20 protein-coding genes are annotated in these 21136 nt (G+C 65.6%); 13 read left to right on the forward strand and 7 right to left on the reverse strand.

The window, feature by feature from the left end; all coding sequences use genetic code 11:
* The 5 genes from CURSPS6_RS01020 to nadE form a co-directional block, all read right to left on the reverse strand.
* Positions 1–693, reverse strand: a complete 693-nt coding sequence (locus tag CURSPS6_RS01020) for a hypothetical protein (protein ID WP_030013443.1) — start codon at positions 691–693, stop codon at positions 1–3.
* An 88-nt stretch (positions 694–781) separates the two neighbouring features.
* On the reverse strand, positions 782–2557 hold the full coding sequence (locus CURSPS6_RS01025) for an AMP-binding protein (protein WP_030013445.1): 1776 nt from the start codon (positions 2555–2557) through the stop codon (positions 782–784).
* 91 nt (positions 2558–2648) lie between these two features.
* Positions 2649–3794 carry an MFS transporter gene (locus tag CURSPS6_RS01030; protein WP_030013446.1) on the reverse strand — a complete coding sequence of 382 codons (1146 nt, stop codon included), beginning with the start codon at positions 3792–3794 and terminating at the stop codon, positions 2649–2651.
* Positions 3791–4135 carry an ArsR/SmtB family transcription factor gene (locus CURSPS6_RS01035; RefSeq protein ID WP_030013447.1) on the reverse strand — a complete coding sequence of 115 codons (345 nt, stop codon included), beginning with the start codon at positions 4133–4135 and terminating at the stop codon, positions 3791–3793. Before CURSPS6_RS01035 ends, CURSPS6_RS01030 begins: the two co-directional genes overlap by 4 nt.
* A 75-nt stretch (positions 4136–4210) precedes the next feature.
* Positions 4211–5035, reverse strand: a complete 825-nt coding sequence (gene nadE / locus CURSPS6_RS01040; RefSeq protein ID WP_030013449.1) for an ammonia-dependent NAD(+) synthetase — start codon at positions 5033–5035, stop codon at positions 4211–4213.
* Positions 5036–5188: 153 nt separating this feature from the next.
* Between nadE and CURSPS6_RS01045 the strand changes: the two genes are divergently transcribed.
* From CURSPS6_RS01045 to uhpT, 4 genes are all read left to right on the forward strand, one after another.
* The gene (locus tag CURSPS6_RS01045) at positions 5189–6391 is read left to right on the forward strand and encodes an acyl-CoA dehydrogenase family protein (protein ID WP_051687472.1); all 1203 of its coding nucleotides are present in this window, start codon (positions 5189–5191) and stop codon (positions 6389–6391) included.
* A 169-nt stretch (positions 6392–6560) separates the two neighbouring features.
* The gene (locus CURSPS6_RS01050) at positions 6561–7466 is read left to right on the forward strand and encodes an inositol monophosphatase family protein (protein ID WP_030013452.1); all 906 of its coding nucleotides are present in this window, start codon (positions 6561–6563) and stop codon (positions 7464–7466) included.
* 76 nt (positions 7467–7542) lie between these two features.
* The gene (locus tag CURSPS6_RS12675; protein WP_200910804.1) at positions 7543–7680 is read left to right on the forward strand and encodes a hypothetical protein; all 138 of its coding nucleotides are present in this window, start codon (positions 7543–7545) and stop codon (positions 7678–7680) included.
* A gap of 3 nt (positions 7681–7683) precedes the next feature.
* Positions 7684–8973: a hexose-6-phosphate:phosphate antiporter gene (gene uhpT, locus CURSPS6_RS01055; protein ID WP_200910806.1), complete on the forward strand. Its 1290-nt coding sequence runs from the start codon at positions 7684–7686 to the stop codon at positions 8971–8973.
* A gap of 126 nt (positions 8974–9099) precedes the next feature.
* On the opposite strand, the gene CURSPS6_RS01060 is transcribed toward uhpT, so the two are convergent.
* Positions 9100–10011: a tyrosine-protein phosphatase gene (locus CURSPS6_RS01060; protein ID WP_051687473.1), complete on the reverse strand. Its 912-nt coding sequence runs from the start codon at positions 10009–10011 to the stop codon at positions 9100–9102.
* Between the two features lie 301 nt (positions 10012–10312).
* Here CURSPS6_RS01060 and CURSPS6_RS01065 point away from each other — a divergent pair, with 301 nt between their 5' ends.
* Both CURSPS6_RS01065 and CURSPS6_RS01070 read left to right on the forward strand, forming a co-directional pair.
* The gene (locus CURSPS6_RS01065) at positions 10313–11077 is read left to right on the forward strand and encodes an SDR family NAD(P)-dependent oxidoreductase (protein ID WP_030013455.1); all 765 of its coding nucleotides are present in this window, start codon (positions 10313–10315) and stop codon (positions 11075–11077) included.
* A gap of 171 nt (positions 11078–11248) precedes the next feature.
* On the forward strand, positions 11249–12448 hold the full coding sequence (locus CURSPS6_RS01070) for an acyl-CoA dehydrogenase family protein (RefSeq protein ID WP_235503642.1): 1200 nt from the start codon (positions 11249–11251) through the stop codon (positions 12446–12448).
* Positions 12449–12498: 50 nt separating this feature from the next.
* On the opposite strand, the gene CURSPS6_RS01075 is transcribed toward CURSPS6_RS01070, so the two are convergent.
* The gene (locus CURSPS6_RS01075; RefSeq protein ID WP_030013457.1) at positions 12499–14058 is read right to left on the reverse strand and encodes an FMN-binding glutamate synthase family protein; all 1560 of its coding nucleotides are present in this window, start codon (positions 14056–14058) and stop codon (positions 12499–12501) included.
* Between the two features lie 83 nt (positions 14059–14141).
* On the opposite strand from CURSPS6_RS01075, the gene CURSPS6_RS01080 reads away from it, so the two are divergent.
* From CURSPS6_RS01080 to CURSPS6_RS01110, 7 genes are all read left to right on the forward strand, one after another.
* Positions 14142–15644 (forward strand): anthranilate synthase component I family protein, encoded by a 1503-nt coding sequence (locus tag CURSPS6_RS01080; protein ID WP_082469880.1) that lies wholly within the window; start codon positions 14142–14144, stop codon positions 15642–15644.
* Between the two features lie 203 nt (positions 15645–15847).
* Positions 15848–16294 (forward strand): DUF2871 domain-containing protein, encoded by a 447-nt coding sequence (locus CURSPS6_RS01085; protein WP_030013459.1) that lies wholly within the window; start codon positions 15848–15850, stop codon positions 16292–16294.
* The gene (locus tag CURSPS6_RS01090; protein WP_051687475.1) at positions 16291–17958 is read left to right on the forward strand and encodes an MFS transporter; all 1668 of its coding nucleotides are present in this window, start codon (positions 16291–16293) and stop codon (positions 17956–17958) included. The genes CURSPS6_RS01085 and CURSPS6_RS01090 overlap by 4 nt, the downstream gene beginning before the upstream one ends.
* Positions 17959–17974: 16 nt before the next feature.
* Positions 17975–18559, forward strand: a complete 585-nt coding sequence (gene pyrE / locus CURSPS6_RS01095; protein WP_030013463.1) for an orotate phosphoribosyltransferase — start codon at positions 17975–17977, stop codon at positions 18557–18559.
* Positions 18560–18622: 63 nt separating this feature from the next.
* Positions 18623–19273, forward strand: coding sequence for a TrmH family RNA methyltransferase (locus CURSPS6_RS01100; RefSeq protein ID WP_030013464.1), 651 nt, complete (start codon positions 18623–18625; stop codon positions 19271–19273).
* A gap of 191 nt (positions 19274–19464) precedes the next feature.
* On the forward strand, positions 19465–20490 hold the full coding sequence (fbaA, locus tag CURSPS6_RS01105; protein WP_030013465.1) for a class II fructose-bisphosphate aldolase: 1026 nt from the start codon (positions 19465–19467) through the stop codon (positions 20488–20490).
* Between the two features lie 165 nt (positions 20491–20655).
* The gene (locus CURSPS6_RS01110; RefSeq protein ID WP_030013466.1) at positions 20656–21075 is read left to right on the forward strand and encodes a DUF3151 domain-containing protein; all 420 of its coding nucleotides are present in this window, start codon (positions 20656–20658) and stop codon (positions 21073–21075) included.
* Positions 21076–21136 lie beyond the last annotated feature (61 nt).

A 21136-nucleotide genomic window follows, 5' to 3' on the forward strand; every position in this document is an offset into this window, starting at 1 on the left:
TTAGGCGAGAGTGAGGAAAGCGGGAGGTCCCCGAACGGGGTCAAAGGCCCTGGGTGGGGATTTGCGGGGCGGCACGGTCTCGACGGCGGCCGCGAGGGGCATCTGGGGTCGCGGATGAATCGCGCGGAGGCAGAGTCGCCTCAACCAGGGAAGGACGAGGGCGGTGAGGATCCAGAGCGTTGCGTCGACGGATCCGAGGACCACCATCGCCAGGAGCGTCCCCGCGATGTGCGCCACGAGCATGGGCACCGAGCCGTGGTCCATGGACATGCCGTCCATGCCGCTCGCCATCGTGTGGGCGGCGTTCATGCCGACGGCGGCGTGTGGGCCGTGCAGATGGGCCGCGCCCGATGCGGCGGCCGAAGGACCCACGGGATCCCCGGCCAGGATTCTGGGGCCGGGGGCCGTTCCGTGGGCACCGATCATGAGGAGTCCGTGCACCGCGAATTGTCCGGCCGCGAGCACCGGAAGGCAACCCAGCGGGCCGAGCCGAAAGCGGGTGAGGGCAAAGACCCCGCTGATCAGCGGGAGGGAAAGCGCCAGCGATAGCCCGGAAATCTCGATCCGGCCACCGCCCGTGACGTGGGCGACGCATCCCAGCCAGAAGATCACCAGGACCACCAGGAGGGTGCGCGTGAGACGCCATCCCGTGGAACGAACGTCCACCGGGGGTTGGGTCTCGTGCTGGCTCATCGCTTCATTCTAAGTGCCGATCTTCGCGAAGGGTACTATCCCGATAACCCGTGGCTGACCAGGAGTTTCGTTGGCCGCGCGACCCTACTTAACCCTCCTTCAGCCCGGGGAAATCGGCATCCGAAAACTCGTGACCGAACCCTTCCGAGGTGTTGCGGTTCTCGCGCACGGCGGCGGTCTTCTCCCCGTCCTCGCCGTGTACCTCCCGCTCGTGGGCCCGCAGCTCGACGCGGCGGATCTTCCCGGAGACCGTCTTCGGCAAGTCGAAGAATTCGAGGCGCCGAATGCGTGCGTAGGGGGCCAGATTGGTCCGGCAGTGGGCGAGGATCGACTCCGCGAGCTCGGCCGTGGGCTCGTGACCGGCGTTCAAGGAGACGAAGGCCTTGGGGACGGCGAGACGCAGGGGGTCGGGGGATGGCACGACCGCGGCCTCGGCGACGGCCGGATGCTCGATCACCACGGACTCGAGCTCGAAGGGCGAGAGCTTGTAGTCGCTCGCCTTGAAGACGTCGTCGGCCCGGCCGACGTACGTGAAGTTGCCGTTGGCGTCCCGGCTCATGATGTCTCCGGTGTGGTAAACGCCGTCGCGGAAGACCTCGTCGTTTTTGGCGGGGTCGCCCTTGTAGCCGGTCATCAGGCCGACCGGGCGAGGCGTGGTCACGATGCAGACCTCGCCCTCGCCGGCGCCCTGGACGACCTCGCCCGAGACCGGATCCACCAGGTCGATGTCGAATCCCGGCAGGGGGCGGCCCACGGTGCCCACCACGAGCTCCTGACCGGGGGTGTTGGCGATCTGGACCGAGGTCTCGGTCTGCCCAAATCCGTCGCGGATGTCCAGGCCCCAGGCCTCCCGGACCCGGTTGATGACCTTGGGGTTCAGCGGTTCGCCGGCGGCGACGACCTTCCGGGGCGGGGTCTTCAGCGTCGAGAGGTCCGCCTGGATGAACATCCGCCACACGGTCGGCGGGGCGCAGAAGCTCGTGACGGCTTCGGCGTCCATGATCTGCATGAGGGCCGCGGCATCGAAGCGCGAGTAGTTGTAGATGAACACCGTGGCCTCGGCGATCCACGGCGTGAAGATATTCGACCACGCGTGTTTGGCCCATCCCGGCGAGGCAACGTTGAGGTGCACGTCCCCCGGTTCCAGGCCGATCCAGTACATCGTGGACAAGTGGCCCACGGGGTAGGAGACGTGCGTGTGCTCGACCAGCTTGGCCCGCGACGTGGTGCCCGAGGTGAAGTACAGCAAGAGCGTTTCGTCGGCGGGGGTCGGGGCTTCCGGGGTGAATTCTTGCGGGGCGTCGGCACTGTCGGTGTAGGCCGCGTGGAATCGCCCTGGGACCGCGTGCGGGGTCAGACCGCCGGTCTCGATCACCGAGAAATCGCCGGGGACCTCGGCGAACTTCGCGACGTTGCCCGAATTGGTCAGGACCCAGGAGGCCGATCCCCGGCTCACGCGCTCCTCCAGGTCCTTCGGCCCGAGCATCGTGGTGGTGGGTAGAAGCACCACTCCCATCTTGATGCCCGCGAGCATGCTTTCCCACAGCTCCACTTGGTTGTCGAGCATGAGGATCATGTGGTCGCCCCTGCGGACGCCGATCTCCGTGAACCATCGAGCCACCTGGCTCGACCGATCGGACATTTCGCGGTACGTCAGCCGCTGAGACGATCCGTCCTGTTCCACGATGACCAGCGCGTTTTGCTCCGCGCGCTCGGGCGTGGCGGCGACGGCGTCGAACCAGTCGATCGCGAAGTTGAAGTGTTCGAATCGAGGCCATTCGAATTCTGCCCTGGCCGCGGGATAGTCCTCCCGCAGCTCGACGAGACGATCTCGGGCCTGGCGGAACTGCTCGGTGACGGTCATGTGGCTTCCTCCTCGACGGTTGTCGACTCACCCAAAATGTGAGGCAACTCACGCAACGTAGCCTAACCCAGCTCGTGGAGCGAGCGAAAGATTACGCGGCGGAGCGCCCCATGCGCAGTCGGACTCCCTGCAGGCCCAGGGCGATCAGCGCGACGCCGCCCGCGGACAGGGCGAATGTTGCTCCTCTGGCGCCGACGCTCAGGAGCATCGCGCCCAGGGCGGAGCCGATCGCGGCGCCGAGGTAGTTGGCCGAGGCATTCGCGGCCACGGCCGTGGCACCGTCCGTGGGGTTGGCGGCCATCAGGGTGTGTTGTTGCGGTGCGAGTGATGCCCATCCGAGCAGTCCCCACGCGAAGAGACCCACCGCGAGCAGCGGCGTCGGCGCGCCGAGGGCCACCGCGCCGAAGGCCAGCGCCAGGCACGCGAGAAGAACGATGGAAAGGCGCAGCGGGCTCCGCACGCGATCGACCACTCGACCGATGCCCAAGGCGCCGACGGCTCCTCCCAGGCCCCAGATCCAGATGGCGGTGGTGTGGTGATCGGCGAAGGCGGTTCCGGTCAGGACCCGCGTGATGTAGGTGTAGAGGCCCAGCGCGGCGACGGCCGTCGTGAGGGTGACCAGGATGGTCACGAGGTTCGAGGTTCTGGTGAGGGTTCGCAGTCGTTCGTGGGCCGTCGAGGCTGGAACGTTGGGAACCTCCGAACCTCTCCGAAGGATGATGCCGCCGAGCGCCAGGGCCCCGAGGAAGGAAATCAGTCCGATGCTGACACGCCACCCCAGCCGATCGGCCACGATCAGGCCCAGCGGCACGCCGAAAACGGTGCCCATCGCGAGGCCGGACAAGACCAGCGCGAGGGCGCGTCCGCGACGTTCCGCGTCGACCAGAGCCACGGCCACGGCCGAGGAGAGAGGGGAGTAAACGCCCGCGGCGGCCCCCGCCACGAGCCGAGTGACGATGAAAGTCCCGGCCCCCGAGGCCAGCATGGTTCCGAGGTTGGCTGCCGTGAAGATGCCGAGTGCGATCGTCAGGTTCCTGCGTGAGCGGCGCCCCGCCACTCCTGCCAGGACCGGCCCGGCGAGGGCGTAGGCACCCGTGAAGGCCGTGACGCCAAAGCCGAGCGTCGCCTGGGGTGCGTGAAGGTCGCGAGCCATGGAGGGCAGGAGGCCTGCGATGACGTAGGCGTCGAGGCCGAGCGCCATGCTGCCGAGGATGAAGGGCCAGAGGCGCAGGATCATGAGGATTTCTCGGCGCCGTCTGCGGGGGTCTCCCGCGTGGCCTGTTCGATGATCGCGGGCAACAGGCCGGGCAAGCGTGCGTCGAGATCGCGGGTGCGCAGGGAGATGAGGCAGAGACGCCCTTCTCCGCGGGTGAAGGTTACGCCGGCCTCGCGCAGGATACGCGTGTGGTAAGTCAGCGTTGAGCGGGGAAGGTCATCGGCGAGGGTGATGCTGTCGTGCTCCTCGCCGTCGGAGAGGCGACGGAGCATTTCGAGACGGATCGGGTCGCTGAGGGCGGCCAGCACCTTGGGGAGCGAGATCTCCTGCTCGGGGGGATGTTCGTAGCTTCGGGGGGTCATGAGGCTCCAGACGGATGTATTGTGCAGATTTATTCGCACAATACACGTGCAAGAAATCTTGCACAATGTCGGAAGCTACTCGGCCCACCAGCGATCCAGGATCGTCACCGGCGTGGTGCGCTTGTGCCTGGTGCGCAGGAAGCGCGTTTCGATGGCCTCCGCCTGCTCATCGGTCACGTCCCGACCCTCGAGGTAGTCGTCGATGACGTCGTAGCTAATGCCCAGCTCGTCCTCGTCGAGTCGCCCCGGGGTGGCGTCGAGGAGATCCGCGGTGGGCGCCTTGGACCACACGCGTTCCTCGGCTCCGAGGTGTCGGGCGATCTCGCGGATCTGTCGCTTATTCAGCCCGTAGAGCGGCAGGATGTCCGCGCCGCCGTCGCCGAACTTGGTGAAGAATCCGGTGGTGGACTCGGCCGCATGATCCGTGCCGACCACCAGGAGGTTGCGGTCCCCGGCCAGCGCATACTGCGCGACCATGCGGATGCGCGCCTTGACGTTGCCCTTGGAAAAGTCGGAAATATCCACGCCGGACGTCTTTTGGTATTCGATTTCCACCCCGGTGGTTGCGGGTTCGACGTCGAAGCTCCAGTTGGTCTTGGGTCGGATGAAGCGCAGTGCGGCTTGGGCATCTTCTTCATCCGCCTGTACGCGGTAGGGGAGGCGCACGGCCACGAAGTCGACGTCGTCGCCACGGTCGGAGAGCCCCTCGATCGCCAGCTGGCAGAGGCGCCCGGCCAGCGAGGAATCCACGCCGCCGCTGATGCCCAGCACAAAGCCTCGGGTCCGGGTGGTGGCGAGGTATTGGCGCAGGAAGTCCACGCGCCGCCTCACCTCGTCCGCCGGGTCGATCTGGGGCTTGACGCCCATCTCTTCGATGATCTGAGCCTGGAGTGTGCGCATGGCCTCCATGATACGGGCCGCGTGTTACGGCGGGATTGCGGGCTGCCGCTGGGGGTTGGGACAACCTCGGTGAAGTTCGGTAGAGTCTTTGATATATGTGATGCACAACACACACTCGTGAAGCCTCGCAGCTTCCCACAAGGAAGGCACGACATGTCCCAGATTCTTGGCGCCCCACCCACCGGACAGATTCCCGTGGTCCCGTACCCGGACGGCGACCTCTTCGACACCCGGGAGCTCCTCAATGACGAGGAGCGGGAGCGCTTCGACGCGGTCCGCGCCCACCTGCAAGAGGTCGTCCGGCCCGCCAGCATTGAATATTGGAACGAGGAGGAGTTTGCGTTCGACCTCCTGCCGGGACTCGCGGAGCTCGGACTGGGCGCCATCGAGTTGTCGGAGACCTCCTGGCTGTACCGTGGCCTGGTTTACGCGGAGGCGGCGCGGGCGGACGTCTCCCTGTCGGCGCTCGTGGGTATCCACAATGAACTGATCGTGGGCATGATCAACCAGTTGGGTTCGGATCAACAGCGCGCCACGTGGTTGCCCAAGCTCCGGTCTTTTGAAGCGATCGGGGCCTTCGCCCTCACGGAGCCCGAGCATGGATCGGATATTGCCGGCGGGCTGGAAACCACGGCCACTCGCGACGGCGAGGAGTGGGTCATCACCGGCTCCAAGCGATGGATCGGTGCCGGGACCATCGCCGACTTCGCCCTGGTCTGGGCCCGTGACGCCGAAGACCTGCAGGTCAAAGCGTTCCTCGTGGAAACCGACCGACCGGGGTGTAAGGCGAGCAAGATTCGCAACAAGATGGGCCTGCGCATCATGCAGAATGCCGACATCGAGCTCGACGACGTCCGGATCCCGGCCGAGAACCACCTGCCCGGGGCCGTGGACTTCTCCAGCGCCAACGAGATGCTTCGCAATTCAAGGGTGTGGGTCGGGTGGCAAGCCTATGGCCTCCAGATGGCGGCCTTCGACGTCGCGCGCGACTACTCCCTGAACCGCACCCAGTTCGGCAAACCGCTGGCCAAGTTCCAACTCATGCAGGAGTCCCTCGCGGAGATTGCCGGCAATGCTCAGGCGACCCTCGGCCTGATGATTCAGGTGGCCCGCTCCCAGGAGAACGGGAGGCTGGATATGATGCGCGCCGCGATGGGTAAATCCACCGGGACGCGATTGACCCGAGAATCGGTGGCCAAAATGCGGGCCATGCTCGGGGGTAACGGCATCACGAGCGACCACGAGGCCTCCAAGCTCTTCTGCGATGCCGAGATCCTCTACACCTACGAGGGGACGTACGAAATCAATTCACTGATCGTCGGTCGTGCCGTCACGGGAATCTCTGCCTTTGTGTAATTTCACGGGGTCGGCGTTGCCTCGGCTGGCGTCGTTGCACGGCGCGGTGACCCGAGTTACTTTAAATTCACTGTAAATTTACCGAAGCGTCACCGTGCACCAGCGGGGTGGAAGCAACCCCGGGCCGTGGTTCGGAGGGGCGCGTCGCGGAGCAAACTCGGGATGGTCGATGAAGAACATCGAAGAATTGGACGACGGTGCCCAGGGCACCCTGGCCCTCATCGCCTACAGCACCGCGGCCAAGGCCGCCGATCTGGTCGGGCAACGCCGCGGCGGGGGAACCTTTGCCGGCGGGGTGCAGACGAAATCCTCCGAGACGGACCTCGTCACCGAGGTCGACCGGGCGAGCGAGATATTGATACGCGCAGAACTCCTGGCCCGGCGTCCGCAGGACACCGTGAAGGGTGAGGAGAACGTCCGGGCGGAGTCGTCCAAGCCGGGTGCGGCGAAAGGCGTTGCGGAGGGCCCCGAGGAGCCCCACCGCTGGATCGTGGACCCCATCGACGGCACCGTGAACTTCGTCTACGGGTTGCCCGCCTATGCGGTGAGCATTGGGTGCGAACGCGACGGCCAGGTTGTTGCCGGGGCGGTCGCGGATGTTACCCGTCGCGAGTTCTATGTTGCCGCCCGGGGCAAGGGTGCATACCTCGTACACGCGGGTTCGACGCCGCCCGAGCGGCTGGGCGTCGGCCGGCCGGCTACTCTGGGGCAGGCCATGCTGGCCACCGGCTTCTCGTATTCTCGACCGCGGCGCCAGGCCCAGGCCGAGCTGATGGCGCGGATCCTGCCGCAGGTGAGGGACATCCGTCGCTTTGGGGCCGCGGCCCTGGATGCCTGTTTCGTGGCTCGTGGATGGTGCGATGCCTACGTCGAGCACGGCATCAGCGGCTGGGACTATGCGGCGGCCTCGCTGGTGGCCGAAGAGGCCGGTGGCCTGGTGCGTCTTCCCGCCCTGGACGTGCCCTCCGACCGAGGCGAGCTGACGTACATCGCCTCCCCCAGCATTTCCGAGGAGCTGGAGGCCGCCCTGCGCGACGCCGGCGGACTCGACCCGATCCCCGAACGGGCCGAATAGGCCCGGCCGAAGCGTCGCACGACGCGAGTAGATCCCCCGTCTATCTCATTCATCGTGTTAATAAAGGACATTCCGCATGTCTGTCATCTCGACATTCTTCGATTGGAAGAAGACGGCACCCCTGGGGCTGACGCCTCAGCAACAGCGCAAATTGTGGCTTCGAAACTTTCTCAAGGCCTTCTTTGTGGTGTTCCTCGCGTACGCCTCAATGTAACTGGTGCGCAATAACTTCAAGGCGGCGCAGCCTTCACTGAAGGAAGACTTCGGCCTCACGACCCTCCAACTCGGCTACATCGGTCTGGCGTTCTCGCTGGTCTACGCCGTGGGTAAGGTCGCCCTCGGATACGTGATCGACGGTAGAAACACCAAAAAGGTCATCTCGGTGGCCCTTATCGGGGCCTCGCTGGTCGGCATTCTCTTCGGCATAGTTCTCTCCGCCCACGGCTCGGCGATCGGCGTGTTCGTCGTTCTCTGGGCCCTGAACGGGCTGTTCCAGTCCGTGGGCGGGCCGGGGGCGTGCAACACCGTGTACCGCTGGGTTCCCCGGCGGCATCGTGCGACGTCGATGGGTCTGTGGAACACCTCGCACAACCTGGGTGGGGCGTTTGCCGGGATCATCGCCCTGTGGGGAGCCAACGTGTTTTTCGGCGGCAATGTGGCGGGCATGTTCATTTTCCCCGCCGTGATCGGCTTGATCATCGGCGTGATCGGGTACTTCTACGGCAAGGACGACCCGCACGAGCTCGGTTGGGACCGCTGCGAGGTGATCTTCGACGAACCGATCGAGCAGGAGAACGTGGCCGCCGAGACGATGAGCAAGTGGCAGATATTTCGCCGGTACACCCTGTCGAATCCGTGGATCTGGATCCTGTGCATCGCCAACGTGTTCGCGTACATCCTGCGCATCGGCGTGGACAATTGGGCGCCTCTGTACGTGACCGAGCAACTGCACTTCTCGAAGGAGGCCTCGGTCGAGACCATTTTCTTCTTCGAGATGGGTGCGTTGATCGGGACGCCGCTGTGGGGGTTCGTCGCGGGCCGTCTTCGGGGCCGCAACGCCGCGGTGGGCATCGCGGGTTTGGTCGGGGTTTTCATCAGCGTGTTCTTCTATCAGACCGGCACCACGGCCGCGACGGTCAATGGGGCGCTCTTCGCCCTGGGGCTGTTGGTCTTCGCGCCGTTGTTCCTGATCCCGATCGCGATCGTGGACATGGTGCCCAAGCGTGGGCTCAGCGTCGCCAACGGCATGGCCGGATTGTTCGGTTACATGTTCGGCGATTCCATGGCGAAGGTGGGACTGGCCGCGATCGCCGACCCGAAGCGGGACGGGCTGAACATCTTCGGTTGGGTCTTGCACGGTTGGGGGTCGGTGTTCACTGTCATGTACATCGCGTGCATCGTCTGCGCCGTGCTGCTGATCCCCGTGGCCGTGCGGGAGGAGCGGAAGATCCGGGCCATCCTCAAGGCCACTCGGGAAGGGGCGACGACGGCGTCGGTGGAAGCCTGATTGCTGCCCTCGCTGACGCACCGTGTTCCGGTCGTCCCTCGGCGGGACGTCCGGGCCGCGGTGCGCCGTGATCATTCCTTTGGCCCGTCGGCATCGGTTGCCAAGGCCTCGGCTCTTGAGGAGTGGTCAGGCTTGGACGAGTTTGTCCCGAAGCTGCTGCACGACGTCTGGGGCGAGGCCGAGACCCTCGGCCAGATAGCGGTCGATGCCGCCATAGTTCTTCTCCATGGCGTCGAGGCCGGTCTGCAGGAAGCTCTTCTGGACGCCGAGCAATACGGCATTGGCCTCTGCGGCCTGATCCCCTTTCGCCTTGCGGATCTTTTCGGTGGTCGCCTCGACCCTGTCCTTGGTGTAGTCGTTCGTCGCAAGGTAGTTTGCCATCACGTCATCCGCGCTCGCACCGGCCGTCATCTGCAAGATGGCAGAAGTCCAGCCGGCCCGGTCCTTACCCGCGGTGCAGTGGAATACGACGGGGCCATCGGACTGCGCGATCGTCGTGAGAACCTGCCCGAGACGATCCCTCATGCCCTGATCTGTGACGAATTGGTCGTTGGCTTCCTCGAGCAACTTCGCCGCGTCCTCCGGCGTGTCCATCTTGATGCTCGCGTCCGGATTTGCACCGGTGGCACCGCCAGAGACGTCGATGTTCACGTAGCGTGCCCCGTCCGGCACTCGGTCCGGATGCTCTTCGATCTCCTGGGGCGTGCGCAGATCGATCACGGTGGTGATGCCCAGCCCATTCAACGTTGAGAAGTCGGCATTGTTGAGCTCGAGGGCATTGGAGCGATAGGCGGTCTGGGGTCGGAGGGTGCCGCCATCGACCTTGTAGGAGGTATCGACACCCGCGATGTCCCGAAAGTTGTCGGCGCTCTTCAGCCGGGGTGTATTCAGCGCGGTCGTCGTGCTGTGCGAGGAGCTGGGTTCGGCGGCAGGCTCGTTGGTCTGCGGTTGGCATCCACTGACCAGAAGCGCGACGGCGACCATGCCGGCGAATCCTGCGCAGGCCAGGGGCTTGAAACGGGACGGGGACTTGGACATGAGGTACCTCGAATAGATTGCGGTAAATCTGAGGTACCAGCATTGCTCAGAATCTTAACGAAAGGGTTTCGTTAGAACATGTGCGACGTGAACGGCTCATGGCCGTCAGGCAGGCTTCGCCGTTCCCCGCCCAACGTCAACCCCGTGGCTCTCCCTCGGTCCCGTTGGGATCTATATCCCGAACGCGTCGAGCCTCACTATGGCAAAGAGGTCTACTCTGTGATGCAGGTTACGATGGATGGGAATCGTCACCCGCGTGGACTGCCGTATTTCGGCGGTCGCGCCCGAACGAAGGAGAAGCATGGACATTCGTGGAACATCGGCCATCGTCACCGGGGGCGCCTCCGGTTTGGGGAAGGCTACCGCTCTTAGCCTGGTCGAGCAGGGCGCTCACGTGTATGTCTTCGACCTCGAACGAGCCGTCGACGCCGCAGAACCCGTGGACGGGGTCACGTACGTTCCCGTGGACGTGACCGATCCCGACTCCGTCCGCGACGGCGTTCAGCAAGCCGTGAACGGGGGGACCGGCCCGCTCCGGGTCACCGTCAATTGCGCCGGTATCGGCACCCCGGGGCGAATCCTCGGCAGAAACGGCGTCCACGACTTCGCTCAGTACACCGCGGTGATCACCGTGAATCTCATCGGGACCTTCCAGGTTCTGGCCCTGGCCGCGGAGGCCATCGCGCAGACCGATCCCGTGGACGAGGACGGCCAGCGCGGCGTCATCATCAATACCGCCTCCGTGGCGGCTTACGAGGGTCAGGTGGGCCAGGTTGCATACGCGAGCTCGAAGGGCGGCGTGGTCGGGCTGACCCTACCCGCCGCTCGTGACCTCTCCAGCAAGGGGATTCGCGTCAACACCATCGCTCCGGGGATCGTAGATACTCCCATGATGGCCGGGACCGATCCGAAATTCAGGGAAACCCTGGAACAGTCCGTCCCGTTCCCGCACCGACTGGCCAAGCCCGCCGAGTACGCGGAATTGGCCTTGGACATCATTCGGCACGACTATCTCAACGGCCAGGTGACCCGCATGGACGGCGCCATTCGCATGACCCCGCGGTAGCCCCGGCCGCCGAGCGGGGCCGCCGGTGTACGGTGTTTCCCATACCGGCGGTACCGGGTATTAGACTGTGACTCGGGTTACCCGGAGCGTCACCGCCTGGACCGCCCGGCGCCGGTCGTGCCATGACCGGCGCCCTCGACCGTCAAGAGCCCGTTACTCAAAGGAGAGACCGTGAGCCCCGTGAACCCCGAGACGTCATACGACCTCACCGACCCCGTGGACGCCGACTACCTCGGCGTGTTCTCAGACCTCGACGAATCCGACCGTGAAGCGTGGTCACTGGCCCGCCAATATGGCCGCGAGATTCTTCCGCTCATTAATGGGTACTGGGACAGGTCGGAATACCCGCTCGACCTGGTGCGTCGCATCGGCGAGCTCGACCTCATGACGGACGGCCTGGATGTGCCCGGGCACCGTAAGCTTTCCCCGTTGGGCGCCGGCCTCGTGACCATGGAACTTTCCCGATGGGACGGCTCCATGGCAACGGCGGTCGCGGTGCAGGGCGGTCTCGCGCTTCGTTCGGTGGCACTCTACGGTTCGGAAGAGCAGAAGAAGAAGTACCTGGATCCCCTCGCAGACGCCAGCATCCTCGGATCCTTCGCCCTGACCGAACCGGATCACGGCTCGGACTCCGTCTCGTTGGAGACCCGCGCGGTCAAGAGCGGTTCCGAATACATCTTGACCGGTGAGAAGAAGTGGATCGGCAACGGTGCCTCCGGCGGAATCACCGTGGTGTGGGCGCGGGACGAGGAGAATAACGTTCGCGGGTTCATCGTCGATCAGGACTCGGACGGGTACGACGCCGAGGTCATTGAGGGCAAGGGAACGTTACGGGCGATCCACCAGGCGCGGATCAGCCTCAACGGCGTGCGGGTGCACGAATCTCAGCTGCTCCCGGGCGTGAAGACGTTCAAGGATGTCTCACAGGTTCTGGTCCAGACCCGCGTGGGCGTCGCCTGGTCCGCGCTGGGCCACGCGATCGCCGGATACGAGGCCGCGCTGGAATACAGCCAGCAACGCATCCAGTTCGGCAAGCCCCTGGCCAAATTCCAGATGGTTCAGGAACGGCTGGTCAAGATGCTCTCCGAGATCACCGACATGCAGCTCATGTCGGCGCGCATCGCGCAGCTCCAGGAGGCCGGCACGCTACGGGACCAGCAGGCCAGCCTGTTCAAGGTCCACAACACGACCAAGGCCCGCGAGGTGCTTTCCACCGCGCGTGACCTGCTCGGCGGCAACGGCGTGCTCCTGGAAAACCACGTCATCCGCCACATGTTCGATATCGAGGGCGTGCACACCTACGAGGGCACCGAGAATATTCAGCGGCTCATCGTGGGGCGCGACATCACGGGCCAGTCGGCCTTCGCCTAGGATCGCACGGGCGCCGCGGACGGGTGATGCCCAGTCGCGGCGCCGTGCCGCTAGTTCACGCGCGTGTGCTGGTGCCGCGTGACCATGAAGGACTCCGGGTCCGAGCGGTTCCACGGCTCCATCCACTCGTCGGGCGCGGTGCCGTCCAGGAGCGCATTGGTCGTCAGCCACGTGTACATCTTGCGGTAAGAAGCCGAACTCGTGGAGTCGATCCGGTGCATGACGTGCTCCGGGCCGAGGTCCTTGAACGAATGTAGGCCCATCGAGGCCAGGATGCGCATCGCCGAGTTCATGGTCCCCACGTGGAAGTTCTTGACGCGCTCACCCTTATTGCCGACGTCGATGCCGCGTGCCAACCGGGGATCCTGGGTTGCGACGCCCGAGGGGCACTTATTGGTATTGCACTTCTGCGCCTGGATGCATCCGGTGGCCATCATCATGCCGCGCGCACTGTTGGTGAAATCGGCGCCGAGGGCCATGCGCCGGATGATGTCCGCTCCACCGACGACCTTGCCCGCGACGCCGACCGCAACCCGATCCCGGAGCCCGACTCCCACGAGGGCGTTGTGGACCGTGATCAGCCCTTCGGTCAGGGGCATGCCGACGGCGTCCTCGAACTCGACCGGGGCGGCGCCGGTGCCGCCTTCGGAACCGTCCACCGTGATCCAGTCAGGGGTAATGCCCGTTTCGAGCATCGCCTTGCATACCGCGAGGACCTCGATCCGGGAACCGACGCAGAACTTGATGCCGACCGGCTTGCCGTTGGCGGCCTTGCGCACCCGATCTACGAAGTAGATGAGTTCGCGAGGGGTCGAGAATTCCGGGTGTGCCGCGGGGCTGACGCAGGTTTCTCCCTGGGGCACGCCGCGGGCCTCGGCGATCTCGTCGGTGACCTTGTCGCCGGGGAGCACGCCGCCGAGACCAGGCTTGGCGCCCTGGCTCAACTTAATGAGAATGGCCTTGACCTGAGGCTTGGCCGCTTTCTGGGCGAAGATCGCGTCGTCGAAGCGGCCCTCCGAGGTGCGGCAGCCGAAGTATCCCGAGCCGAATTCCCAGATGATGTCCGCGTCGTATTTCAGGTGATACTTAGTCAGCCCGCCCTCGCCGGTTTCTTGCGAGAATCCGCCCATAGCCGCACCCTTGTTCATCGCCATGACCGCGTTCGCGGAGAGGGCGCCGAAACTCATCGACGAAATGTTAAACAGGGAGATGTCGTACGGCTGGGTGCAGTCCGGCCCACCGAGATGCTGCCGCGGTGCCTTGTCGAGCGGGGCCACGGGGGCCATGGTGTGGAGCAGGAAGTCGTGCCCGGGCCGCAGAACCTTCCGCTCGGTCCCGAAGGCCTGCTCGCCGCCGAGCCCCTTGGAACGCTCGTAGATCATCGTCCGGGTGTCACGATCAAACGGCCGACCGTCGTAGTTATTTTCGATGAAGTACTGCTGGATTTCGGGGCGGATGAACTCCATGAAGTACCGAGCGTGGCCCAGAACAGGGAAGTTGCGCAGAATCGTGTGCTTCTTCTGAAGGACGTCGTGGGCGGCCACCCCCAGGAGGCCGGCAGCTCCCGTGATACCGAGGGACTTCGCGACGCGTTTTGCTGACCGGGACATACTCACTCCTTGACGGCGGTCGAGGTTTCGGCCGCCACGATAGGCCTGATCGCCGAGCGGTTCGACGTGGAAAAATATCGTCCATGCACTCGCACAGTTGTCCCCATGGTAGCCCCGAGCACCAGACGACCTCGCGTGCCACTCGGGTGGACGCCCGGGGGTTCGCCGCCGACGCCGGCCCCGTTCTGGCACGGCTCGTCCGCCGCGCCGAACGCGAGGACGGAACGGAGGTCCGCTACGCGTTCTGGTTGGATTCCGCCTCATCGGGGCGGGTGGGCGGCGCGGCGGCCCGGTGGAGCGTCTTCGGGATGGCCTCCGAGGTCTTGCGCTGTGAGGACGCAGACGCGGAGAAGCCGAGCGTCGATGTGCTGGGTCCCGACGCCACATTCCGGCAATCACGCGCGGGAACGATCTTCGATGTGCTCGAGGAAGCCCTTCGGCAGCGGGCGGACGCACGGCCCCTCGCATCGGAGGAAGCGGTGCCCGAGCGGGTGCTCGCCTGGAGTCACGCGTGGTTCGGCTATTGCGGGTACGAGGTTAAAGGGGCTTTGGGTGCGCCGAACGCTTACCGGGCCGCCACGCCGGATGCCGTGTGGATGAGCTCCGACCGCCTCGTCGTGATCGATCACCACGTCGAGGAAGCGTGGATCATCGGTGATCGGGAGTGGACCACCAGGGTCCTCGAAGCGACGCGCGCACCGCGGGAACCGCTCGCCCCGGAGGCCTACGCCGTCCCCGCGCTGCCCCCGCCCGATGCCGCGACCTATCGGCGCTGCGTCGAGGCGGCGTTGGAAGAGATCCGGGAGGGCAACTCGTACGAGGTATGTCTGACGGCCGAATCGCGGGGGAGCATTCGACGTCCCTGGGGCTTCCACGCGGCCCTGGAGATGTATCGCGCCCAGCGCCTCGGCAATCCGGCGCCCCACGCTGCCTTCCTGTGGTGCGACGACGTCGCCGTATTATCCTCCAGCCCCGAGCGCTTCGTCTCGGTCGACGATCAAGGATGGTGCGAGGCCAAGCCGATCAAGGGAACCGTGCGCCGGTCTGGGGACGCGGCCCAGGACGCCGCGGCGGCGCGATGGCTGAGCCACGACCCCAAGACGCGGGCCGAAAACCTGATGATCGTTGACCTGATGCGCAACGACTTTTCCAAGGTCTGCGACCCCGGCTCGATACGGGTTCCGGTGCTCATGGGCATCGAAAGCTACGCGACGGTGCACCAACTCGTATCGACGGTCCGGGGGCGCCTGACCCGTGGCCGAACCGTGATCGATGCGCTCAAGGCCGCGTTTCCCGGGGGATCGATGACCGGCGCGCCGAAGCCGAGCACCCTGGAGATCATCCAACGGCTGGAAGGACGAGCCCGCGGTATCTACTCGGGTGCCCTCGGCGCCTTGTCGCACTGCGGCAGCGATCTGTCCATCGTCATCCGCACCGCGGTGCTCACCCCGGGGCCGGACGGCGAAGGCATCCGGCTGAGCGTCGGCGCGGGCGGCGCGATCGTCGCGGACTCCGATCCCGAGGATGAATACGAGGAAATGCTGATCAAACTGGCGGCCCCGTTGCGCCGGACTCACCCGAGGTGAAGCCTTCGGGATGCTCCGGCGATCGCGTTGCCGCGGGCGCCGGGAGGGCCGCCCGGGGCCGGTGAATCAACCGAAAGGTTGAGGCGGATTCAACCATTCCTGCCATGACGTTCGCGCGCTGACTTGGTGAAATTGAAATTACAGATTTCGCAGAACCACGTCAGTGGGGAAACCCCGCCACGACGCACGCTTGAAGGAGCATCATGAAAAAGCTGTTTAACGCCGCATTCATCTACATGGTGGTGGGAGTCCTCTCGGGACTTTTCTACCGTGAGTTCACCAAGGCCCAGGATTTCCCCGAGGGTGGTTTCACGCAGCTCAGCGTGGTGCACACGCACGTGTTGACCCTGGGGTTCATCGTGCTCCTCATCGTGTTGGCCCTGGAGAAGGTCTTGGGGATCTCTCGTAGCCCCAAGCTGTTCACCTGGTTCTTTTGGCTGTACAACGCGGGCGTCGTCGTGACCTCCGGAACCATGGTGTGGCACGGGATCCTGACCGTCCTGGGCGATGAGTCCAGCGCCATGATCTCGGGCATCGCCGGCCTCGGCCACATTTTCATCACCGCCGGGATGGTTGTCCTGTTCATCGCCCTGCGCCGCGCGATCGTCCGTGACCAGAAGGGTGCCTCGGCGGTGGAGGCCTCGGCATGAATTCCGACGCCGGAGCGAATGCGGTCGAGGGCGAGGTGACCAAGCCGCGGCCGAAGGACTGGTTCGCGCTCGCGGTCTTGGCAACCGGCCTGGGCGTGATCGTCCTCGACGGCACGATCGTGGGCGTCGCCCTGCCCGCGATCATCTCGGATCTCAACCTCGATCTCACGGACGCCCAGTGGGTCAACAGCCTCTATGCGGTTCTTCTCGCCGCGCTGCTGCTGTCCACGGGTAAGCTCTCGGACCGTTGGGGCCGCAAGGTCATGTTCCTCGTCGGCCTGGCGGTCTTCATGGGCGGCAGCCTCTTCGCCGCCATGACGGCCTCCGCCGGCCCGCTCATCGGCGCCCGCGCGGTTCAGGCCGTGGGCGCGGCGTTCATCATGCCGTCCACGCTCTCCACGGTCAATGCGGTGTTTCGCGGCAAGTACCGGGCCCCCGCGTTCGGCGTGTGGGGTGCGGTGATGTCGGGCGCGGCAGCGATCGGCCCGCTGGCCGGTGGCGCGTTGACGCAGTGGGCGTCGTGGCACTGGATCTTCCTGATCAACATCCCGCTCGGCCTGATCATCGCGGTGGCGGCGATCCTGACGGTTCCTTCCACGCGCAGCGCGGAGCGGCGAAAGGGCGCCGACGTCGACGGCGCGATGCTGAGCGCGATCGGCTTCGGCGCGATCGTTTTTGCCGTCATCGAGGGACCGGACCTTGGCTGGTGGAAGCCGTCGGACGACTTCTCGATCTTCGGGTGGGTCTGGCCGCAGTCGGCTCCGGTATCGATCGTTCCGGTGACCCTGGCGATCGGCATCGTGGCGATCGTCCTGTTCGGCGTGTGGGAACGGCACCGGGAGAAAGTCCGGCGGTCGGCGCTGTTGAACCTCGACCTCTTCACGTTCTCGACCTTCTCCTGGGGCAACCTGACCGCAGCGATGGTCGCCGTGGGCGAGTTCGCCATCATCTTCGTGATTCCTCTCTACCTGACCAACGCGCTCGGGCTGAATCTCATGGGGTCGGGGCTGGTGCTCGCGGCGATGGCCATCGGTGCCTTTTTCTCGGGGGCGTCCGCGCGGCACCTGGCCGCCAAGTTCGGGGCCGAAGGGACCGTGCTGATCGGCCTCGGCCTGGAGGTTCTGGGCACGTTGGCGCTGGCCCTCATGGTGGGCCCGTCGACCCCTGGCTGGGTCGTGGCGATTCCGCTGGTCGTCTACGGCTTGGGCCTCGGCCTGGCGTCGGCGCAGCTGACCGGCACGGTCCTCCGGGATATTCCGGTGGATGTTTCCGGTCAGGCATCGGCGACGCAGTCCACGGTTCGCCAGATCGGTTCGGCCCTCGGCACCGCGTTCGCCGGTGCGGCGCTGTCCGTGTCGCTGAGCATGACGCTGCCCGCGTCGCTGGACGGCACCGGTCTGAATCAGGAGACCTCGGATCGGCTCGCGGACGCCACGCGGCAATCCGCGGGCGGAACGATCCCGCAGCTCCAGGGCCAGGTCGACGCAGGTCAGGCGGGGCCGGCCTCGCATACCGTGATCGACGCGCTGACGACGGGATTCGCCGATGCCACGCGGTGGGCCCTGATCGTGGCCACGGTCTTTCTCGTCCTCGGGTTCGTGGGCGCGGTTCGGTTGCGTCGGGCCTCGGCTCGTTCTCAGGCCACCCAACGCGATGCGTCGTGACCCGTAGAATGGCCGCATGACTTCCGAATTGACCACCGCACTGCCCATCGAGGCCGCCCGCGACAGGCTCCGCGAGCTCATCATCGAACTCGCCGTCGTTCGCGGGAAGGTCACCCTGGCCTCCGGGCTCGAAGCCGACTACTACGTGGACCTGCGCCGCGTGACGCTGCACCACGAGGCCTCCCGCCTCGTCGGCCAGGTCATGCTGGACCTGCTGGACCGAAACGACATTTCCTTCGATGCCGCCGGCGGCCTGACCATGGGTGCCGATCCCGTCGGGCACGCGATCATGCGCAGCGCGGGAGACGCCCAGCGGGCGATCGATACGTTCGTGGTCCGCAAGGCGCAGAAGTCCTACGGAATGGGCCGCCAGGTCGAGGGGCCCGAGGTCGCGGGCCGCGACGTCGTCGTGCTGGAGGACACCTCGACCACCGGTGGCTCGGCCTTGACCGCGGTTGAGGCCCTTCGTGCGGCCGGGGCCAACGTCGTGGCGGTCGCCATCATCGTCGACCGCGCTACCGGGGCCAAGGAGCGCATCGAGGAGACGGCGGGAGTTCCCTGCCTGTACGCCTTCTCGAAGTCGGAACTCGGCCTGGACTGACGGGTGCGGTCACCAGAAGATGATGCCGGCGGGGCCGCCGAAGAGCGGCCCGCCTCGGCGGAGATCCCGACGCCGACCACCGACGGCCCCGCGGCCAAACACGTGGTCGGCCTTGGCCCGTGGGAGGGCCCCTGGCCCGAAGGCGACCATTGGGACCCGGAGCTGCTCCGCGAGGGCGATCGCCGTAACGTGACCGACGAATACCGCTATTGGTCGATGGACGCGATCATCGCCGACCTCGACACCAAGCGGCACGGCTTCCACGTGGCCATCGAGAATTGGCAACACGATCTGAACATCGGGTCGGTCGTGCGCACGGCCAACGCCTTCCTGGCCCGCGAGGTCCACATCATCGGGCGCAAAAGGTGGAACCGCCGGGGCGCGATGGTCACCGACCGGTATCAGCACGTGCGTCATCACGAGACCGTGGAGTCGTTCATCGACTGGGCGCGGTCCGAGGGGCTCGTGGTCATCGGGATCGATAATTTCCCCGATTCCCGCCAGCTGGAAACCTACGATCTCCCGGAGAACTGCGTGTTGGTCTTCGGCCAGGAAGGCCCGGGGATCAGCGAAGAAATGAAGAACGCCGCACGGGATACGCTCTCGATCGAGCAATTCGGGTCGACGCGCTCGATCAACGCCTCCGCGGCCGCCGCCGTCGCGATGCACGCGTGGATCAGGCGTCACGTTTTCCATCAGCCCGTGGGCTCGTAGCTCCCGAACGATGCCCCGCCAAAGTGTTTTTGTGTTGGTTTATTTGGGGAAACTTGGGAAATTACCCCCTCGATGACGGGTGCGTCTTGTTAGACTGATGCCAGGTTTGCGGAGGCCCTGGACGCCAGGTACTCCGGTCCATACGGGCCGTGACCAACATCGGCCCGACCTTCCGTCACAAAGGAGTCAGTATGCCCATCGCAACCCCGGACGCATATGCGGAAATGCTCGACAAGGCCAAGAACAAAGGTTTTGCCTACCCTGCGATCAACGTGACGTCTTCCCAGACCCTCAACGCGGCGATCCGTGGATTCGCCGAGGCGGGATCCGACGGGATCATCCAGGTCTCCACCGGAGGGGCCGCATACTGGTCGGGCTCCAGCAAGAAGGACATGGTCGTCGGCTCGCTGGCCTTCGCCGCATTTGCCCGCGAGGTGGCCAAGCAGTACGACGTCAACATTGCCCTGCACACCGACCACTGCCCCAAGGACAAGCTCGACGGATTCGTCCTGCCGCTGCTCAAGGAGTCGGAGGACGCCGTCGCCCGCGGTGAGGACCCGATCTTCAACTCGCACATGTGGGATGGTTCAGCGATCGAGCTGGAAGAGAACCTGCGGATCGGCGCGGACCTCATCGAGCGCACCGGCAAGGCCCATATCGTGCTCGAGGTGGAGATCGGCGCCGTCGGCGGCGAAGAGGACGGCGTGGTCGGCGAGATCAACGACACCCTCTACACGACCACCGACGATGCCTTGAAGACCATCGAGGCTCTCGGCGAGAACGGCGAAAAGGGCCGCTACATCACCGCGCTGACCTTCGGTAACGTCCACGGCGTCTACAAGCCGGGCAACGTCAAGCTCCGCCCCGAGCTGCTGGACCAGATCCAGCGAGAGGTCGGCCAGAAGCTGGGCAAGGACCGCCCCTTCGACCTCGTCTTCCACGGCGGATCGGGCTCCTCGGAGCAGGAGATCCAGGACGCGGTTTCCTTCGGCGTCATCAAGATGAACGTCGACACCGATACCCAGTACGCCTTTACCCGCCCGGTGGCCGGCCACATGCTCGGCAACTACGAGGGCGTCCTGAAGATCGACGGCGAGGTCGGCAACAAGAAGCTCTATGATCCCCGCACGTGGGGCGCCAAGGCCGAGGACGGCATGTCCGCTCGCGTGGTCGAGGCCTGCGAGCACCTCGGCTCCGCCGGAACCGCCATCAAGTAGGCACAGACGCCGGGGCCGCAACGGGCCCCCACCAGCGGCGCAGGGACACCTCCGGGTGGCCCTGCGCCGCTGTTCTGCGTGACGGGTCCCCGCCTAGGCCGGGCCCTGGGGTCGCTCCGCCGGTAGGCTGGGGTCGGACATAAGCACCGATGAAAGGACCTCACCATGAGCCTGGCCGGAAAGAACCTGCTGGACGGACCCGAGCCCACCTACCTGGACGAGGAGCCCGAACTCCTGGCTCGCATCGAGGCCGGCGACGAAGGCGAGGACCTCGCCCGGGCCTTTCCCAAGTCGTCCCTGGCCTGGTCGATCCTTGCCGAGGACGCCTTGAACTCCGGTTACGTCGTGGAAGGGTACGCCTACGCCCGCGTGGGCTACCACCGGGGCCTCGATGCCCTGCGCGGACACGGCTGGAAGGGCCACGGCCCCATTCCCTTCGCCCACGAGCCCAACCGCGGCTTCCTGAAGTCCCTGTATCTGCTGGGCCGCGCGGCATCGGCGATCGGCGAGGAGGACGAGGCCCAGAGGATCTCGACGTTCCTCAACGACTCGGATCCCGAGGCCGCCGGACGCTTCTCCGCCTAGGGTCGGTTGGATCCGGTGCGCGACCCGAATATTTCGAATTTTACGGGTGTTATCCGATCCT

It is taken from the genome of Curtobacterium sp. S6 (assembly GCF_000710345.2).
In the GTDB taxonomy this organism is placed as follows: Bacteria; Actinomycetota; Actinomycetes; order Actinomycetales; family Micrococcaceae; genus Rothia.